The following is an 18,724-nucleotide window of genomic DNA, read 5'->3' as shown; positions in this document are numbered from 1 at the left end:
TTTTCTCTGGAAGGTTAATTTAGTTCTGGTATGATTCTCTGCAAATCGATTGCCTCTCACGGGCAACCTTCCATTTTTGACAAAGATAGGAATGTCTAAATGAGTCTCGCTGATCAAGTTCTTGCTGTTAATGATGATCTTCCCATTCGCACCAACAAACCCGTTCATAGTGGCAAAGTACGCTCTGTATATTGGCTAACAGAGGAAGACAGCCAACGCCTGATTAAGGAAAAAGGCTATGATGTTGCAGAAGATGCACCGCTTGCCATTATGGTCATCAGTGACCGCATCTCTGCATTCGACTGTATCTGGCACGGACAAGGTGGATTAAAGGGCGTTCCCGGTAAAGGTGCTGCACTCAATGCAATTTCCAATCATTGGTTTAAACTCTTCAAACAGCATGGCTTGGCGGACAGTCACATATTGGATATTCCTCATCCTTTGGTGTGGATCGTGCAGAAAGCGAAACCAATAATGATTGAAGCGATTTGCCGTCAGTACATTACAGGTTCCATGTGGCGCTCATATGAGAAAGGCGAACGAGAGTTCTGCGGTATCGAGTTACCGGAGGGACTAGAAAAAGATAAAGCACTTCCAGAACTGCTAATGACACCTTCAACAAAAGGCATTTTAAAAGGTATTCCGGGCGTACCTGAGGCGGATGACGTCAACATTACTCGCCAAAACATTGTTGATAATTTCGCAGCATTCAACTTCTCCAAAGCAGAAGATATCAGTCAATATGAAAAGCTACTGCGCGAAGGTTTTGTAGTCATTAGCAACGCATTGGCAGAAATCGAGCAAATCTTTGTCGATACTAAATTCGAATTTGGCTACGTAAAAGATGCTGCGGGCAAAGAAAAACTTATCTATATGGATGAAGTCGGTACACCTGACTCATCGCGAATTTGGGACGAAATCGAATACGATGCGGGCAACATCGTAGAAAACTCGAAAGAAGGATTCCGCCAGTTCTTACTTAACCACTTCCCTGACCCTGATATTCTGCTCAACAAAGAGCGCATGCCTGAGCGTGAAGCTTTAGCTCGCAATAATGAGCTTCCGCTCGAATCATTGATGGACATATCACAAACTTATACAAGTATCGCAGAGAAGATCACCGGACGACCAATCAAACTGAGTGCCAATCCGAAACAAGAAATTATCAATGTGCTAAGCCAAGAATACGGTTTGGTTGACTAGAAAATAACGCCCAAGTCATCACTTGGGCGTCTTTCTCTAACTTACTATCCCTTAAAACCTTCTACGGTCACCTTTTCAATGTAAACCTGAGCCAAACGCCCTACAAAGCAACGGCCCGGATTATCCCCTAGGATCCATTCTTCTGGCGTAAACAATTCAAACAACCCAAAGCTTGCCAATGCTGGAATGGCTAACTTTAAATCTTGCTCTACTTCGCCACGCTCCCCTTGGTTGTATATGACTATATTGTGCAGCATCGCCCCAACGGTTCCAGTTGGAATCTTAGTGCCATTTTTCAATGTTACTATCGGCAGTACCTGACCTTCAGCAACTATTTTGTGGTTAACCGCCGAAAGCTGCAGTGCTAGAGATGTATTGTTATCCATTTCTCAATCCTCTGTTGATTACTGTTACCTAAGGTTTCCAAGTCATCACGCTTGCAACCTCAAACACAGGGATAGAATAACGACTAACGAACAGGCATAATTTATTCAAATAGACATAATATTTACTTATTACGCCATATGAATTGCATTGAGTTATTGAAAATTCATCACCCAGCGGCATCTGAAACCGAATGGCACCAGCATGAATATGCGCAGCTTTACTGGGTGAGTAAGGGTATATTTACGATTGAAACAAGTGATCAGCAATGGACGATAACTCCCGCATGCCTTGGCTGGATTCCTCCCCATTTACAACACAGATCTGATGTTGTATCTGACATAGAAGCGGTCATGATCTACGTACCTTTAACTTGGCTCAATGCCTTTCCGCAACAAGCGAAAGTCATTAAATCCAACCCCCTTATTCAAGCTCTCATTGAGCGAATGACCCATTTCGATTTCTCAGCAATGACAGAGCCTCAACAGCGACAATTTCAAGTTCTGCTGGATGAGGTTCACCTTGCTCCTGCAAGTAATCTCTATTTACCTCTCCCCAAGGAAGCAAAAATGCGCCAAATCGCCGATAGTCTATTAGAAACACCAGATGACGCTCGCTCGCAAACCGAATTGGCGCATGATTTTGGTACCAGCACACGAACTTTGAGTCGACTGTTCAAGAAAGAAACCGGGATAGCTTTTTGGCTTCTGGCGGCAACAAGCCAGACTCATCAGCTCATTGCCTTTGTTGGAGAAAGGCTTAAGCATCACTTGCGTCGCACTGTCCTGCGGCTATAGTAATACCAGCACTTTTATCACTGTTTTTAAAGCGCGGTTTGGCGTCACTCCAAGTGTGTATTTCGGTTCACGGTAATGGCGTTTCAGTATCTGCCACAACTCGTAATAGAGGCCAGTTCTCCACCCAGCGCTTACTTTTCACCCTTTGATGAAACAATACTTCTGAGCGCTTAGGATTATGCGTCACTTTCAAGGCAAACAAACTATCAAAACCAAATGATGAAAGGCACTGGTACTTACCGCCGGCAAGCAGTCTAATTGCCACCGCGGTTTCTTTTTCCGGCCAGAAGCTCATCGCATCAATCAAATCCGTATACGCTCGATCACCATTGCGCTCATGCATCATGGCTTGGTTTCTAACCTGCCAGTTCGCGTGCGGCATCAACTCTTGAAGCTTCCATTCGTAATCCTTGTATCGTTCTGGATCGGATTCATCCAAATCAAAATAGATGACATCAAGATCATTGAGTGGTGTTGGGCTTTCTTTGTGGTGTAGCTCATCCCACACTAGGTTTCTGACAAATCCTGCAGCTAAGAAAGCATGGGGGATCTCAGATTCAGCAACACACGCTAAAGCGCGCATCCGAAAACTGTCTTTTTCAAGCCATTGGATTATCTTGTCGCTGTAGTTTTCCATTTTATCCTTCGGAATTTTTCATTGTGCCTAATCCTAACATGACGTGATTAAACGGTTCCTAGATAAATCGACAACTTACGACTGATAGAATGTTTGATCAGGCTCGTATCTAATTTGAGCCATCAAAGGTATAACAGGCCCATCTTTCTTTTGTGGCCTTTTCAATGGATTACGTTGCCCTTTCCCGAATCAGCTTAAAGCACCTGACGGTATTACATGTACTGTTAAGTACACACAGTGTCAGTGGCAGCGCTCACGTTTTATGTGTTACCCCATCAAGTGTCAGTAAAACACTCAGCCAGCTTAGAGAACAACTTAAGGATGAACTCTTCTATCGGGAAGGAACGTCACTGGTACCCACACCTTTTGCGTTATCTGTTGCCAAAGACGTACACAAGATCCTTGCTTGTATGAACGGAATACTCCACCAAGGGGAGTTTGAGCCTAAGAATTTTTCCGGAACGGTATCACTTTCGATGCGCGAGAGCACCTTCGAGCTTTTTTCTGGGAGAATCACCAAGATTGGTCGTCAACTAACATCAGCCAACATCCAGATTTTCGCTAAGGAACAACTCAGCTTTAATGCTCTGCTACGTGGACAAGTTGATTTTATGATTTTGCCTCACGATATCAGTCAACCGCCGACACGCAGTCGTGACCTAGTCTGGGAGCAGATTCAGGAGGATGAAATGGTCTGCTTGATGAGGCCAACGCACCCTCTGGCTAACCAATCGATTAACACTGAGCAGTACCTTGCTTACCAGCACATCGGTATTTTAGATAAGGACCTGTCCGCCCCCTACTTTGAGCAGAAACTCACACAACAGTATACATCGAGAAACATCGCCATCTCCGTCGCTGATTTTGGCTCGGCGGCGGTTATCTGTCACCAAACTGATTTGTTACTGACTTGCTCAAAAATGTGGGCAGAGAGATCGCTGCAGGCAGAAGCTTTGATCCAAAAGCCTCTGCCGTTTTCCTATGGAAAAGTGGCTTACAGCTTGGTCTGGAACCAAGCGAGTTTGAATGACCCAGCTCTGAAATGGTTGCACTCCCAGCTGATTAAACCAGTTTAAACATAAACACTGGGTAGCTGAATATACTGGTGAATCAGTGGACGTAGAGCATCACGAAACTGCAACATTTGCGATTCTGTACATTTCGGCCACTCTAGCGCTTCCCCCATTACTCCATGATGCTGAAATGCATTAAGCCGCACAATAACGTTGTCAGGCAGCGTATTAATAAGACGTGCGACTTCTGTGACTTCTTTGTCCAGATCACTTCTGTTCGGGATATGCAGTAAACGAAGCTCATGCAATTTTTGCTTGTCTGCCAAATAACGTATTGACTGAACTACCTTGTGATTATCACGTCCCACCAACCATTGATGTGTCTCTTCCTGCCAAGATTTAAGGTCGATCATTACACCGTCGAGATAAGGCAGCACCCTATCCCAACCTGACTCACCTAGGTAACCATTACTGTCAATGAAACAGGTAAGATGGCAAAGCGCCTTGTTTTCTTTGATGTATTTGAATAACTCAACAATAAAAGGCAACTGCATTGTCGCTTCACCACCAGATATCGTGACACCGCTGAGAAACCACTTTTGCTCATTTATCATCTCGATGATTTCTGATACCGAGTAGTGACGCACTTTAGGGCTGGACCGATAGGTGCACACATCGATGCACTGGTCGCAATGCGTACATTGGTTCTCGTCCCACACGACTTTCTTGTTGGTGTCGAACGACAGAGCATTTTCCGGGCACCCTGCAACACAATCCCCACAGTGATTACAATAATTAATCGTATGGGGGTTATGGCAGTTGATGCAGTTAAAATTGCATCCCTGTAGGAAGAGGACCAGTCTATTACCTGGCCCATCCACACACGAGAACTTGAGAATACGGCTAACGATGGCATGCCTTTCGCTCATATGCTTACCCTATTTGTAAACAGGCTGACTTTCCATACTCACAACTCGCGGAGCTCTATCCAAAATCCCTGTATTATTGGCTGCTTCAGCGCCAAGGAAAGTCGTATTTTTGCGCGAACCTTGCTCCGAGAACTTATCGATATCTGACAGCTTGATCATATAGCCCGTTACTCGCACCAAGTCATTGGAAGCCACATTAGCCGTGAACTCTCTAAATCCCGAATTCAGTGCCCCTTTACACAGATCGAACATCGCTTCTGGGTTTGACTTCACCGTTTCATCTATTGTCAAAATATCACTAATACCAGAGGTGTAATACTGGTGGTGCTTGGCAGTCGCTTGTACATAAGCCACGGGGTCAGGCTCTGTGCCATAGGGAATGCGAACTCCCGGAGTTACGCCTTGATCAAGGCTGATCCCCCTTGAGCATGTAGAAGCGCTTTACCTTCAAGGCCGTATTTCACCTCTGAGCCTTGCACGATTTCAGCCAGTCTTTCAGAAATTAGATGGCCTAGCTCGTTCGCTTCTAGGTCATGTCCATAGCAACCCTTTTCTCCGGATTTCTCCATAAGAAGATTAACCGCTTCAGCCATACCGTAAATACCAAACATTGGCGCAAAGCGTTCTTCGTCAATCAAACCTTCTTTGGTCAAGAAACCTTTAAAGAAATTCGACTTCTCATGCAAATGAGAACTTCGTGAGTTCATCAACTCGACCAATAATTCACTGTAATAAGGCAACAGTTGATTGAGGAAGTCTTCCGTGTCTGATGCTAGGTTCGCCAACAGCTTGAGATTCAATCTGACTAGGGTGTTCGACCCGCCAGCCAAAGGCAGGGAGTTGTAGCAACTCACAATACCAAAGCGCTTTTCACCGTAGCTACTCGCGTGCATTGGATAATTAGCAATATGAGGTTTACTGCACTCACAAATGTTACTTGTTGCCTGACGTAACAAATCATCCGGTGTCACGTTAGGGTCATACATAAAGGTAAGATTTGGTGCGATTTGCTTGAGCTCAGCATCTATTTTTAGGATCGTTCGACAAATGATGTTATCTGAGGGGCCAATATTAACGTGCATAAAAGCATCAGGCAGTGTTCGGTCTAACATGATCCAGAATCGCTTGAGCTTGTCATAAATCGCCTGTTCACTGAATTCACCTACATAAGGAAGCAATACATCATCAAGCTGCCCAAGATAAACCGGTATATTCGTCACTGACGGTACATGATGATATATGATTGTCAGCAGGTTAATCGCTTCATCAAAATCACTCGCTGGCTCTAGCTCGAGATACTCAGACCCTTGTTGAAGAAACTTAGCATAGTCAGGCAAGACATAGCGTGGTTTAAATGGAGCATGGCCTTCAAACATATCGCATAAAATACCCTCTTCCATTGCAAGACGAACAGGCTCTGAAACTGGCATATAAGGGAGACTAGCTTCTGCTTCCAAGGCTAAAAACTGATTCTTCTGTTTAGGATTTAATTTGGCATCAGTGACAATTTGTTGTACACGATGTTGGAAAGAGTTGAGAGCGTCAGACATTGTATATTCCTTATTGTTTTTAAGGATTTTAGATGCACATTCTCTTTGTCGACAATTGAAATATATTTAAACCCTCTTTTCCAATTTGGAAAATCATGGCAAATAAAAAGGCTCGGTAGTAAACCGAGCCTTTTCTATTTTAATCGGATACTTACAACTTGAATCGACCAATTTCCTGTTCAAGTTTATGAGACAAATCTGAAAGCTGAGCGGCTTGAGCTGCAGCGTCATGAGCTTCGTCAGCAAGTTCGTTTGATACATCACGAATGCCGACCGTGTTACGAGTGATCTCCGAAGTCACTGATGCTTGCTCTTCTGCAGCAGAAGCAATTTGTGTCGCCATATCACTAATTTGTTCAACCGCCGATTGAATCTGAGTTAAGCTCACTGCAGCTGAATCTGCGTCTGTTACACTAGTATCTGTAAGTTGACGACTGTCATCCATAATACCAACTGCTTTGCCAGTGGTACTTTGCAGCGTTTCGATCATTTGCTGAATTTCTTGAGTTGAAGCGTGCGTACGTTGGCTTAAAACTCGAACTTCATCGGCAACAACCGCAAAACCACGGCCTTGCTCTCCAGCACGTGCAGCTTCGATTGCTGCGTTCAGTGCTAGTAGGTTCGTTTGCTCAGCGATCCCCTGAATAGTAGATAGAATGGTGCTGATGCTATTACCATGAGCTTCAAGTTCCAGAATAACATCAGTGGCAACTTGTACTTCCTGCGCTAGGTTCTGAATAGAAGACTGAGTCTGTACGACTTGCTTACTACCGTGGACACACGCCGTCACAGCTTCGGTTGAATTTTGTGCAGTATTGTCTGCATTACCTGCAATCTCTTGTGTTGCCGCTGCCATTTCATTGATAGCTGTCGCCACCATGTTAATTTCATCTTGTTGGAGACGAATTCTGGCGCTTCGCTCTTCCGCATGCTCTGCCGTCAGCTTAGCTTGCTCAGACAGTGATGCCGATACATGACTCAACTTGGAGACCATGGCGTGCATATTACCTACAAAGGTGTTGAAGTTAGTTGCCAGTTGGCCAACTTCGTCGTCACTACGAGGCTCAAGGCGTTGGGTAAGGTCACCTTCCCCGGAAGCGATCTCTTCAAGAGCACGAGATACGCGTCCAAGATCGCGGAACAGGAAGCTTACTAACCAAGAAACCACAGCAATAACCATTATTGTGATTATCGTTGCCGTTAGCAGCAGGTTCTTAAGCAAAGCGGTATGGGCCGCTTCTTCGGTTTGGCGATCCATCTCAATCGCGAAAATCCACTGTGTACCCGGAACCTTCTTAAAGAAATAGAATTTCTCCTGACCATTACGCTCTATCACTTCCATTGTCCCAGAGTTCGCCGCTTGCTCAATGGCGCTCATGGTTAACTTTTTAGACAGTGTAGTCACGGGGTCAAGAGATAGATCTTTGTTCGGATGCGCGAGGAATGTACCGTTTTGAGTATCAATCAACATTGCATAGGCATTTTCACCTGCATCCAAATTGATAACGTCATCGATAAGTTGGTCGATCAATACATCTGCACCTACTACGCCTACCAATTGGCCATTACGGCGAACAGGTTCTGCAATAGTAACTAACAGTGCGTTGGTGATAGCATCTTTGTACGCTGTGGTAATGATCTGACGACCTGCCGCATTGGCATCTTTATACCAAGGACGAACACGTGGATCGTAATCCGCTCGGTTACGCTCAGGATGAGAGCGGTACATCCCTCCTTCTGGAGTACCTAGAAAAATATCATCAAAGCCACCCGCTTTGCGGGCCTGCTGAAGAAAAGGAACAACGTCTTGTTCTTGGCTGTAATCGTTAAATGCTTTCGCAATATCTTCACGGATAGTAATCCAGTCCGATATACCCTCTGATGCTGTGGTAGCTAGACTTTCTGCTCTGGCATTTACGCCATTGCGAGTTTGTTGGAAGAGTTGGTCGGCAGAAAGCCAAGTCAGCGCACTCGCCATGAGTACAACGGCTAATAAACTAGAGCCGATGAGTTTTTGTTTTAGTGACAATTTCATGATCATTAATATTGGTTGTGGAACAGACAGAAGCTGCGAATTTTATAGGCAAATCTGCGTTCGTGCACGTAATATTATTGAAAATTTATTTAACCGTAACTATTTGTAATAACGCTATTTTTTTTGGCGTCATAGCCTTGTCAGAAACAATTCTATCATTAGTGAGTGAAGTGAAATTATAGATCAATAACTTATCGGCTGATGACGATGCGTTGACTGGCTAAACCACAAAAACAAGCGGAAAAATGCCAGTTGAGAATGCCTTTTTTATGTCCCTAAATCGGCAGCACTGCCTCCTTTTTCTGTCCTTTATTGGCCATTACCTTAAGAGACTAGACAACGTAGGCCAATTAGGGATACAAAAAAGCCGGGTTAAAACCCGGCTTTTGAATGGCGTCGAAGACTATTCTTGTTCGCCTGCGTCAGTATCAGAGTCTGGCGTAGATTCTGGAGAGACTTCAGAAGCTTCACCTTCCTGAGCTTCTACTTCTTCGCCTTCAGGCAAATCAGTTTCTTCCACTTCATCAATACGCTGCAAGCCTACAACGTTTTCGTCTTCAGCTGTGCGGATAAGAGTAACGCCTTGCGTGTTACGACCAACTTGGCTAACTTCAGCGACGCGTGTACGGACCAGAGTGCCAGCGTCAGTGATCATCATCATCTCATCGCCTTCTTCTACCTGAACCGCGCCAACAACGCTACCGTTACGCTCAGACACCTTAATAGACACAACGCCCTGAGTTGCACGACCTTTGGTTGGATACTCGGCCAACTCTGTGCGCTTACCGTAACCATTTTGCGTTACTGTCAGAATGTCACCATCGTTAGAAGGCACAATCAGTGAAACAACCTGATCATCGTCAGCCAGCTTCATACCACGTACGCCTGCCGCAGTACGTCCCATCGCACGAACTTTATCTTCGCTAAAGCGAACCACTTTACCAGCTTGAGAGAACAACATGATGTCGCTACCACCATCGGTGATATCAACGCCAATCAATGAGTCATCTTCACGTAGGTTAACCGCAATCAGACCATTAGAACGTACGTTGGCAAACTGATCGAGAGAAGTCTTCTTAACCGTTCCATCCCCCGTTGCCATAAAGATGAACTTCTCTGGGCTGAATTCAGAAACAGGTAGAATTGCCGTAATACGCTCGTTCTCTTCTAACGGAAGAATGTTGACAATTGGCTTACCACGTGCGGTGCGGCTAGCTTGCGGTAGTTGGTATACCTTCAAGCGATATGTTTTACCACGGGTAGAGAAACATAGGATGTTATCATGAGTATTAGCAACAAGCAGACGCTCGATGTAATCCTCTTCTTTCATCTTGGTTGCACTCTTACCTTTACCACCACGTCGCTGTGCTTCGTAGTCGCTGAGTAACTGGTACTTAACGTAACCTTCGTGCGAAAGCGTCACAACAACGTCTTCACGAGCAATAAGCTCTTCCATGTCGATATCATGGATTGCTGCGGTGATTTCTGTGCGACGTGCATCGCCGAAACCATCACGAACCGCTTCAAGCTCTTCGCGGATCACTTCCATCAAGCGCTCAGTACTTGCAAGGATGTGCATTAACTCGGCGATTTCTTCGAGAAGCTGCTTGTACTCGTCAAGAATCTTCTCGTGCTCTAGGCCCGTTAGTTTCTGTAGACGAAGATCTAGGATCGCTTGTGCTTGCTGCTCAGTCAGGAAGTACTGACCATCACGGATGCCAAACTGAGGCTCGAGCCACTCTGGGCGAGCTGCGTCTGTACCTGCACGCTCAAGCATTGCGGCAACATTCCCCAGCTCCCAACCACGAGCCATTAGCCCTTCTTTGGCTTCAGCTGGCGTTGGAGCGCGGCGGATCAGTTCAATGATTTCATCAATATTTGCAAGTGCAAGTGCCAGACCTTCAAGGATATGCGCACGGTCACGAGCTTTGCGCAATTCGTAGATAGTACGACGAGTCACCACTTCACGGCGGTGGTCAACGAAGCACTTCAGCATATCTTTCAGGTTAAACAGTTGTGGCTGACCATTGTTCAGCGCAACCATGTTGATACCGAAAGTTGTTTGCAGCTGAGTTTGAGCGTAAAGGTTATTGAGAACCACTTCGCCTACTGCATCACGCTTACATTCAATAACAATGCGCATACCGTCTTTATCTGACTCGTCGCGCAGTGCACTGATGCCTTCTACTTTCTTATCTTTAACTAACTCGGCAATTTTCTCGATTAAGCGAGCTTTGTTCACCTGATACGGGATTTCAGTGACAATGATGGTCTCTTTACCATTCTTGTCCGCTTCGATCTCCGCTTTTGAGCGCATGTAGATCTTACCGCGACCTGTTTTGTACGCGTCTACAATGCCTTTACGACCGCTGATAAGCGCCGCCGTCGGGAAATCAGGACCAGGAATATAATCCATTAGCTCATCAATAGTGATCGCTTCATTATTGATATAAGCCAGACAGCCATCAATTACCTCAGTCAAGTTGTGCGGAGGAATGTTGGTTGCCATACCTACTGCGATACCAGAAGCACCGTTCACCAGTAAGTTAGGAATTTTTGTCGGGAGAACGGCCGGGATTTGCTCCGTACCATCATAGTTAGGTACGTAATCAACCGTTTCTTTGTCTAGGTCAGCCAGAAGTTCATGGGCGATTTTCGCCATGCGAACTTCGGTATAACGCATTGCCGCCGCTGAGTCACCATCGATGGAACCAAAGTTACCTTGGCCATCAACAAGCATGTAACGGAGTGAGAACGGCTGAGCCATACGTACGATCGTGTCGTACACAGCGCTATCACCGTGAGGGTGATATTTACCGATTACGTCGCCAACTACACGGGCAGATTTTTTGTATGGTTTATTCCAGTCATTACCTAGTACATTCATCGCGAACAAAACGCGGCGGTGTACAGGCTTTAGGCCATCACGCACATCTGGAAGAGCACGACCAACGATAACGGACATCGCATAGTCAAGGTATGAACCTCGAAGCTCATCTTCAATGTTTACGGGCGTGATCTCTTTAGCTAGATCGCTCATAGAGCCAATATCCCTCTATTTATAGATCGTATGTACAATACGTTTAAGGTGCAAAAATATAACACACAAATCGACAGTTCGGCATTACTTTCCCTCTCCTTTTATCAGGTTGTGAGCTTGGTTGTGAATCAAATGCTGAGAAATTGCACACTCTGAATTTATCCCGCTGATTTGTGGCTATATTTTCACCACGCCTTGAGAAAAGTGATCCCTCCTATGGAGAGTTGGGAGTTAAGGGTTATAATGCTCACCTGTTTCAAGGAAGTCGTTAAGCAAATAGAGTAGTTATGACCCAGTCACAAAATGTCGATCCAAACGAAATCAAAAAATTTGAAGAAATGGCCTCACGCTGGTGGGATTTGGAGGGTGAATTCAAGCCTCTGCATCAAATTAACCCACTACGGCTCAATTACGTATTGGATAACGCGAATGGCTTGTTTGGTAAAACCGTCCTCGACGTTGGTTGTGGTGGTGGTATTCTTGCTGAAAGTATGGCGAAAGAAGGCGCAACAGTGACTGGCCTTGACATGGGTAAGGAACCGCTCGAGGTCGCTCGATTACACGCACTAGAAACCGGCACACAGCTGACTTATATTCAGAGTACAATTGAAGACCATGCTCGTGACAATGCAGAAATGTATGATGTTGTAACCTGTATGGAAATGCTCGAACACGTTCCCGACCCTCAATCTGTCATTAGTGCTTGCGCTGCATTGGTCAAGCCCGGTGGTCATGTGTTTTTCTCCACACTAAACCGTAACTTTAAATCTTATCTGTTTGCCATTGTAGGTGCGGAAAAGTTGCTGCGTATTGTTCCAGAAGGCACACATGATCATGAAAAGTTTATTCGCCCAGCAGAACTCATTAAGATGATTGACCATACCGAACTGACAGAAATGGGGATCACAGGTTTGCGTTACAACCCATTAACAGATAGCTATAAGCTCGGCAATCAAGTGGATATTAACTATATTGTTCATACGCAAAAGCATTAATAAAAACTTACAGCATACGAAAATAAACCCTTAAAAAAGCGGTGGCTTATTGCCCCGCTTTTTTCGTTGTTTTTCCTCTGTTTTCGTTGCTCTGATTCCAAAATATACAACCAACAAATCACGCTCAGAATTGTTGAAAGATCAAGGAATTTTTTTTTGTTTGTGGTTACTTCTAAACCGATCCTAAAACGGTAATTTTATACAATCAATTAGGCCCTAACACCATCGGTTAGTATTCACTTACTGAAGTTTTTAATTTTGTTAGTTATCCACAAGTCATCCAAGATCTCCAACTTGAAAAGCCCCCAGATAGCACTATCTTGTAAGTCGCACAGCAATGCACCCCTATATGTTGTGTTTAGACTACAATATATAGATAGACTTTGATCACAAAGCCGGTACATTTTTTACAAGAATTACACGAAAACACGGCTTTTATCAGTTTTGTTAGGGAAATTAAGCAGAATGAACCAACAACTAACCGTTACTAAACGTGACGGCCGCAAAGAAAGTATTGATCTGGAGAAGATCCATAGAGTGATTACCTGGGCTGCAGAAGGCCTAGATAATGTTTCTGTTTCTCAGGTAGAACTGCGCGCTCACATTCAGTTCTATGATGGAATCACGACTACTGATATCCATGAAACTATTATCAAGTCAGCGGCCGATTTGATCTCAGAAGAAACACCAGATTACCAATACCTAGCTGCTCGACTAGCCGTATTCCACCTGCGCAAAAAAGCGTATGGACAATACGAGCCACCAACGCTGTATGACCATGTTTCACGCCTTATTGATATGGGCAAATATGATCAGCACATTTTGGAAGACTATACAAAAGCTGAACTAGATGAGCTGGATGCTTACCTAGATCACAAGCGTGACCTAGACTTCTCCTATGCAGCCGTTAAGCAGTTGGAAGGTAAGTATTTCGTTCAGAACCGTGTATCTGGTGAAATCTACGAAAGTGCTCAATTCCTGTATATCCTTGTAGCGGCGTGTCTGTTTGCTAAGTATCCAAAAGAAACACGTCTTGACTATATCAAGCGTTTCTACGATGCGACTTCGACATTCAAGATTTCGCTACCAACCCCGATAATGTCCGGTGTCCGTACGCCAACGCGCCAGTTCAGTTCATGCGTTCTGATTGAGTGTGGGGATAGCCTAGATTCCATCAACGCCACAGCAAGTTCTATCGTTCGCTACGTTTCTCAACGAGCTGGTATTGGTATTAACGCGGGCCGTATCCGTGCACTGGGTTCAGAAATACGCAATGGTGAAGCATTCCACACTGGCTGTATTCCTTTCTACAAGTACTTCCAAACTGCTGTAAAATGCTGTTCGCAAGGTGGTGTTCGTGGTGGCGCTGCAACCGTATTTTATCCTCTATGGCATGGTGAATCTCAAGCATTGATGGTGCTTAAAAACAACCGCGGTGTCGAAGAAAACCGTGTTCGCCATATGGACTATGGCGTTCAGCTAAACCGCCTGATGTATCAACGTTTGGTTGAAGGCGGCAACATTACGCTGTTCTCTCCATCAGACGTACCGGGCCTATACGACGCGTTCTTTGAAAACCAAGATGAGTTCGAACGTCTGTATGTTAAGTACGAAAACGATCCATCAATCAAGAAAGAATCCGTCAAAGCTATCGAGATGTTCTCTATCTTGATGCAGGAGCGTGCTTCTACAGGTCGTATCTATATTCAGAACGTTGACCACTGTAATACTCACAGCCCATTTGACTCTGAAGTCGCACCTGTTCGTCAGTCTAACTTATGTTTGGAGGTTGCTCTTCCAACGAAACCTCTGACAAACGTAGAAGACGACTCAGGTGAGATCGCACTATGTACGCTTTCAGCATTCAACTTAGGTGCTATCAAGTCTCTTGATGACTTTGAAGAGCTCTCTGATCTGGTCGTTCGCGCGCTTGATGCTCTGCTGGATTACCAAGATTACCCTCTACCCGCAGCTTACAAGTCAACGATGAACCGTCGTACCTTGGGTGTGGGCGTCATTAACTACGCATACTACCTAGCTAAGAATGGTGTAAAATACTCAGACGGCAGCGCTAACGGCCTCACACACCGTACTTTCGAAGCCATTCAGTACCACCTACTGAAAGCCTCTGTCGCGCTTGCAAAAGAGCAAGGTAAATGTCCTTTATTCAATGAGACTAACTATGCGAAAGGCCTTCTTCCAATCGATACGTACAAGAAAGACGTTGACTTGGTTTGTGATGAACCCCTTCATTACGACTGGGACGGTCTTCGTGAAGAGATCATGACTCACGGCCTGCGTAACTCAACGCTAACGGCGCTAATGCCTTCAGAAACATCTTCACAGATCTCAAATGCGACAAACGGTATCGAGCCTCCACGTGGCTATGTATCAGTAAAAGCTTCAAAAGACGGCATCTTGAAGCAGGTTGTTCCTGAGTTTACTGAATACAAAGATAACTACGAGCTGCTATGGAACATCGGTTCTAATGACGGTTACCTGCATCTGGTTGGTATCATGCAGAAGTTTGTCGATCAGGCAATTTCAGCCAACACTAACTATGACCCAAGCCGTTTCGACAGTGGCAAGGTGCCAATGAAGAAACTGCTCCAAGATCTGCTAACAGCGTACAAATATGGTGTAAAGACACTTTACTATCATAACACTCGTGATGGTGCGAGCGATGACCAGAAAGACGCTGTACAACCACAAGACGATGATTGCGCAGGCGGTGGTTGTAAGATCTAATCACTAGTTCACTATTGAACTAGCAAGGCTTAACAGATTATTTGCCCCTCGATTGAGGGGCTTAAAAGGAATTGAGGCATTATGGCTTACAGTACTTTTAACCGAAACAAAAATGACCAACTGAAAGAACCAATGTTCTTAGGTCAGTCAGTCAACGTCGCTCGTTACGACCAGCAAAAATTCGAGATCTTTGAAAAACTGATCGAGAAACAACTGTCTTTCTTCTGGCGTCCAGAAGAAGTTGACGTATCAAGTGATCGCATCGACTTCAACAAACTACCAGAACATGAAAAACATATTTTCATTTCTAACTTGAAGTACCAAACATTGCTAGACTCCATCCAGGGTCGTAGCCCAAACGTTGCTCTACTTCCTTTGGTATCGCTACCAGAGGTAGAGACGTGGATTGAAACGTGGTCGTTTTCCGAAACAATTCACTCGCGTTCGTACACCCATATCATCCGTAACATCGTGAATGACCCTGGTTTGGTGTTTGATGACATCGTAGAAAACGAGCACATTTTGAAACGTGCTGAAGACATTTCACACTACTACGATGATCTGATTCAAATGACGAATGACTATCATCGCTACGGTGAAGGGACACAGACAATCAATGGTAAAGAAGTGAAGGTGTCACTTCACGACCTCAAGAAAAAGCTTTACGTGTGTCTGATGTCTGTAAACGCCCTAGAAGCGATTCGTTTCTATGTCAGTTTCGCGTGTTCATTTGCCTTTGCAGAGCGTGAACTTATGGAAGGCAACGCGAAAATCATTAAGCTCATAGCTCGTGATGAAGCGCTGCATCTAACAGGTACACAGCACATGATTAATCTGCTGCGTAATGGTCAGGACGATTTTTCCTTCATGCAAATTGCTGAAGAGTGCAAACAGGAATGTTTTGATTTATTCAAAGCCGCAGCTGAACAAGAGAAAGAATGGGCAGAATACCTGTTCAAAGATGGCTCTATGATCGGTCTCAACAAAGACATTCTTTGTCAGTATGTTGAATACATCACTAACATCCGTATGCAGGCAGTCGGCCTTGATGCAGCGTATCCAGAAGCAACGTCTAACCCTATTCCATGGATCAACGCTTGGTTATCTTCAGATAACGTACAAGTTGCACCACAAGAAGCGGAAATATCATCTTACCTAGTCGGTCAGATCGATAGTGACGTACGTGCAGATGACTTTAAGGATTTCGAACTGTAATGCCCAACATAAAAATCAATGGAACCACTGCGATTCAGTCTAACCCTTCCAATACCATTCTGGAAACAATGGAAAAAGCAGGGATTGAGCCTGAATACAATTGCCGAGATGGGCACTGCGGCGCTTGTCGTTGCAAGCTGGTCAAAGGTGAGGTGGAATACGTTGGTTTTGCGATGGCGTATACTCAGAGTGGCGAAATTTTACCCTGTATCAGTAAAGCTAAGTCAGACATCGAAATCGAAGACGTCCATTACACTCTAAAAGAAAAAAGCGCATAACTATGCACTCAACATAAAGCCCGGCTCGCTATGCCGGGTTTTATTTTACTATTTAGGCACGAATCTGAATACCGGATAAGAACTCATCGGCAGTCAACATTGACACTGCTTTGTCGGCAATCTCTCGTCCGTCGTCATCAAACAAAGACAAGCGATAGCCTAATGAATTTTCTTGATTTTTTTCTTCCGGAGCATGGAGCCACATAGAAATAACGTCTTGGTTATCATCGCTAAGTGCTTCTCCTAAAACCACTTTCTGACTCGCCACTTGATACCAAACCATTATTTTTGAATGATGGAACATGCTAACCTCCCTGAGCAAAATCTGCGACGAACTATCATTTTAAGCACAATTAAAACAAATGCACGTGGCAAATCAGAGGCAAAGTTGGCATCTATTTAAAATCATCCATTTAAGCTATAGATGATTTTCTTCTAAGAAATATTTATGGAAGCATGCATATAATAAGAAGCATATTCATTCACTTATTACTGCATGCTGCTCGGTACAGATTTGACAGTTATTCAAGGCTATTCTAGTCCTGAATAACACTTTGAGGGACGTACATCTCTTTATCGCGAGTCAACGAACTGTAATTCGGAAACATGGTTTTTCCTGATAAATAGCGTCTCAGCATATCCGCAGCAACTGTGGTAACAATGGTCGTTTGGTCTGCTCTAGAAAAACTGCGATTAAATGTTAACGTTTGACCCCACTCCCCCTCTCTTGCTGAAATCGCTACAGAGAAGGTTCTTTCCGTGACTTTACCAGTAGCGATCGCTATATCTGTTGCGCATTTGTCTTTCGTCGCTGCTGCAAGAGCGAAGGCAGCAGCAAGATCATCATTATCGCTCTTACCCACGTCTACTTTATTGCCCAATACCCAGCCATGCCCACAATAGTCTGCAGCGGCTTCATTGGAGTGGAGCCACAATGACAGGTTACCATGTGTGGATTGCTCTGCTGTAGAAATTGACAGCTTCTTATCTAGAATCAGATGACCAACATTGTCTTGCATCGTTTCGTCAACACTAACAACATTCGCTTCGATCAGGTTGTAGACCAATTGGAGCAACTTGATACGATTATCCAAATCATCTCTAGGGCCGAACAATTTGACCTCAATAAAAGGCAGGTAAGAGCGATAACCTAAGAAATAGCCTTCGGGAAGATGAACTTTATCTAACTTGTCTGACAGTGCAGACTCGGATGTGCCAAAAGTATGGAGTTTACTGCATTCGTAACCCACAACGTCGCTATGACGCTGTTGCAAATGTGGCAAAATCTGTGACTCTACCATCAGCTTGAATTCACTTGGGACACCTGGGGTGAAGTAAAAGTCACAGTCGTTAAAAGTCAACAGAAAACCACACGCGGTACCGATAGGGTTATCCAAAACCAACGACCCATGGGGCAACATAGCTTGCTTTCGATTGCTCTCTGGCATCGCAATACCGCGAGCACTGAAGAACTGCTCCAGTTTTTCCAGCCATTCCGGATATAACTCTAGTTCCGTATCTGACGCTTGTGCGGCAGCTTCAGCACTCAGATCATCAGAAGTTGGCCCCAAGCCACCGTTGACAATCACGACGTCACAGTTAAAGCTCAACATCATCAACTCTTCTACTAAAGCGGACTGACTATCACCTACGGTCGAGCGCTTAGAGAGAGAAAAACCTTGCTTAAAGAACTTCTCTGACAACCAAGCCGCGTTGGTATCAACGATATCGCCGTGAAGCACTTCCTCACCGGTACTTAACATCGCTATCTTCAACATAATTATTTTCCTTTTTAGGAAGCCTCTGGTCCTGAATCACAAACAAAGCCCTTAAAACTGACCATTTCATTGTTTGAGTGTTATTTAGAAGTCACGTCTCTTAATTAGGACATTTTCCGGTT

General features: G+C 44.7%; 13 protein-coding genes and 2 pseudogenes. 7 read left to right on the top strand and 8 right to left on the bottom strand.

The window, feature by feature from the left end:
• Positions 1-99: 99 nt before the first annotated feature.
• Complete coding sequence (locus KW548_09470; protein QXX05480.1) at positions 100-1,203, top strand: phosphoribosylaminoimidazolesuccinocarboxamide synthase; 1,104 nt, start codon at positions 100-102, stop codon at positions 1,201-1,203.
• A 44-nt stretch (positions 1,204-1,247) separates the two neighbouring features.
• Here KW548_09470 and KW548_09465 read toward each other — a convergent pair whose 3' ends face one another.
• Positions 1,248-1,589 carry a hypothetical protein gene (locus KW548_09465; protein ID QXX05479.1) on the bottom strand — a complete coding sequence of 114 codons (342 nt, stop codon included), beginning with the start codon at positions 1,587-1,589 and terminating at the stop codon, positions 1,248-1,250.
• 138 nt (positions 1,590-1,727) lie between these two features.
• Here KW548_09465 and KW548_09460 point away from each other — a divergent pair.
• Positions 1,728-2,460, top strand: a pseudogene (locus KW548_09460) (helix-turn-helix transcriptional regulator).
• Here KW548_09460 and KW548_09455 read toward each other — a convergent pair.
• Complete coding sequence (locus tag KW548_09455; protein ID QXX05478.1) at positions 2,452-3,021, bottom strand: nucleotidyltransferase family protein; 570 nt, start codon at positions 3,019-3,021, stop codon at positions 2,452-2,454. The pseudogene KW548_09460 and the gene KW548_09455 sit on opposite strands and share 9 nt — an antisense overlap.
• Positions 3,022-3,185: 164 nt before the next feature.
• Here KW548_09455 and KW548_09450 point away from each other — a divergent pair, with 164 nt between their 5' ends.
• A complete protein-coding gene (locus KW548_09450) occupies positions 3,186-4,097 on the top strand; it encodes a LysR family transcriptional regulator (GenBank protein QXX05477.1) in 912 nt (303 codons plus the stop codon).
• On the opposite strand, the gene KW548_09445 is transcribed toward KW548_09450, so the two are convergent.
• The 4 genes and pseudogenes from KW548_09445 to gyrA form a co-directional block, all read right to left on the bottom strand.
• Entirely contained in the window at positions 4,094-4,963 is an 870-nt protein-coding gene (locus KW548_09445) for a YjjW family glycine radical enzyme activase (protein ID QXX05476.1), read from the bottom strand. The two genes, KW548_09450 and KW548_09445, sit on opposite strands and share 4 nt — an antisense overlap.
• Positions 4,964-4,972: 9 nt before the next feature.
• Positions 4,973-6,513: pseudogene (locus KW548_09440) on the bottom strand (YjjI family glycine radical enzyme).
• A gap of 151 nt (positions 6,514-6,664) precedes the next feature.
• Positions 6,665-8,548 carry a methyl-accepting chemotaxis protein gene (locus KW548_09435; GenBank protein QXX05475.1) on the bottom strand — a complete coding sequence of 628 codons (1,884 nt, stop codon included), beginning with the start codon at positions 8,546-8,548 and terminating at the stop codon, positions 6,665-6,667.
• Positions 8,549-8,951: 403 nt separating this feature from the next.
• Positions 8,952-11,588 (bottom strand): DNA gyrase subunit A, encoded by a 2,637-nt coding sequence (gene gyrA / locus KW548_09430; protein ID QXX05474.1) that lies wholly within the window; start codon positions 11,586-11,588, stop codon positions 8,952-8,954.
• A gap of 287 nt (positions 11,589-11,875) precedes the next feature.
• Between gyrA and ubiG the strand changes: the two genes are divergently transcribed.
• From ubiG to KW548_09410, 4 genes are all read left to right on the top strand, one after another.
• Positions 11,876-12,583: a bifunctional 2-polyprenyl-6-hydroxyphenol methylase/3-demethylubiquinol 3-O-methyltransferase UbiG gene (gene ubiG / locus KW548_09425; protein ID QXX05473.1), complete on the top strand. Its 708-nt coding sequence runs from the start codon at positions 11,876-11,878 to the stop codon at positions 12,581-12,583.
• Positions 12,584-13,048: 465 nt separating this feature from the next.
• Positions 13,049-15,331, top strand: a complete 2,283-nt coding sequence (gene nrdA, locus KW548_09420; protein QXX05472.1) for a ribonucleoside-diphosphate reductase subunit alpha — start codon at positions 13,049-13,051, stop codon at positions 15,329-15,331.
• An 81-nt stretch (positions 15,332-15,412) separates the two neighbouring features.
• Positions 15,413-16,546 carry a ribonucleotide-diphosphate reductase subunit beta gene (gene nrdB / locus KW548_09415; protein QXX05471.1) on the top strand — a complete coding sequence of 378 codons (1,134 nt, stop codon included), beginning with the start codon at positions 15,413-15,415 and terminating at the stop codon, positions 16,544-16,546.
• Positions 16,546-16,824, top strand: a complete 279-nt coding sequence (locus KW548_09410) for a 2Fe-2S iron-sulfur cluster binding domain-containing protein (protein ID QXX05470.1) — start codon at positions 16,546-16,548, stop codon at positions 16,822-16,824. Before nrdB ends, KW548_09410 begins: the two co-directional genes overlap by 1 nt.
• A gap of 52 nt (positions 16,825-16,876) precedes the next feature.
• Here the strand turns inward: KW548_09410 and KW548_09405 are convergent, their stop codons facing one another.
• Together KW548_09405 and KW548_09400 are read right to left on the bottom strand one after the other, a co-directional pair.
• On the bottom strand, positions 16,877-17,128 hold the full coding sequence (locus tag KW548_09405) for a hypothetical protein (GenBank protein QXX05469.1): 252 nt from the start codon (positions 17,126-17,128) through the stop codon (positions 16,877-16,879).
• Positions 17,129-17,360: 232 nt separating this feature from the next.
• Complete coding sequence (locus tag KW548_09400) at positions 17,361-18,602, bottom strand: CinA family nicotinamide mononucleotide deamidase-related protein (GenBank protein QXX05468.1); 1,242 nt, start codon at positions 18,600-18,602, stop codon at positions 17,361-17,363.
• Between the last annotated feature and the right edge of the window lie 122 nt (positions 18,603-18,724).

It is taken from the genome of Vibrio neptunius, from assembly GCA_019339365.1.
Lineage (GTDB): Bacteria > Pseudomonadota > Gammaproteobacteria > Enterobacterales > Vibrionaceae > Vibrio > Vibrio neptunius.
This window is presented reverse-complemented; position numbering and strand designations above follow the sequence as displayed.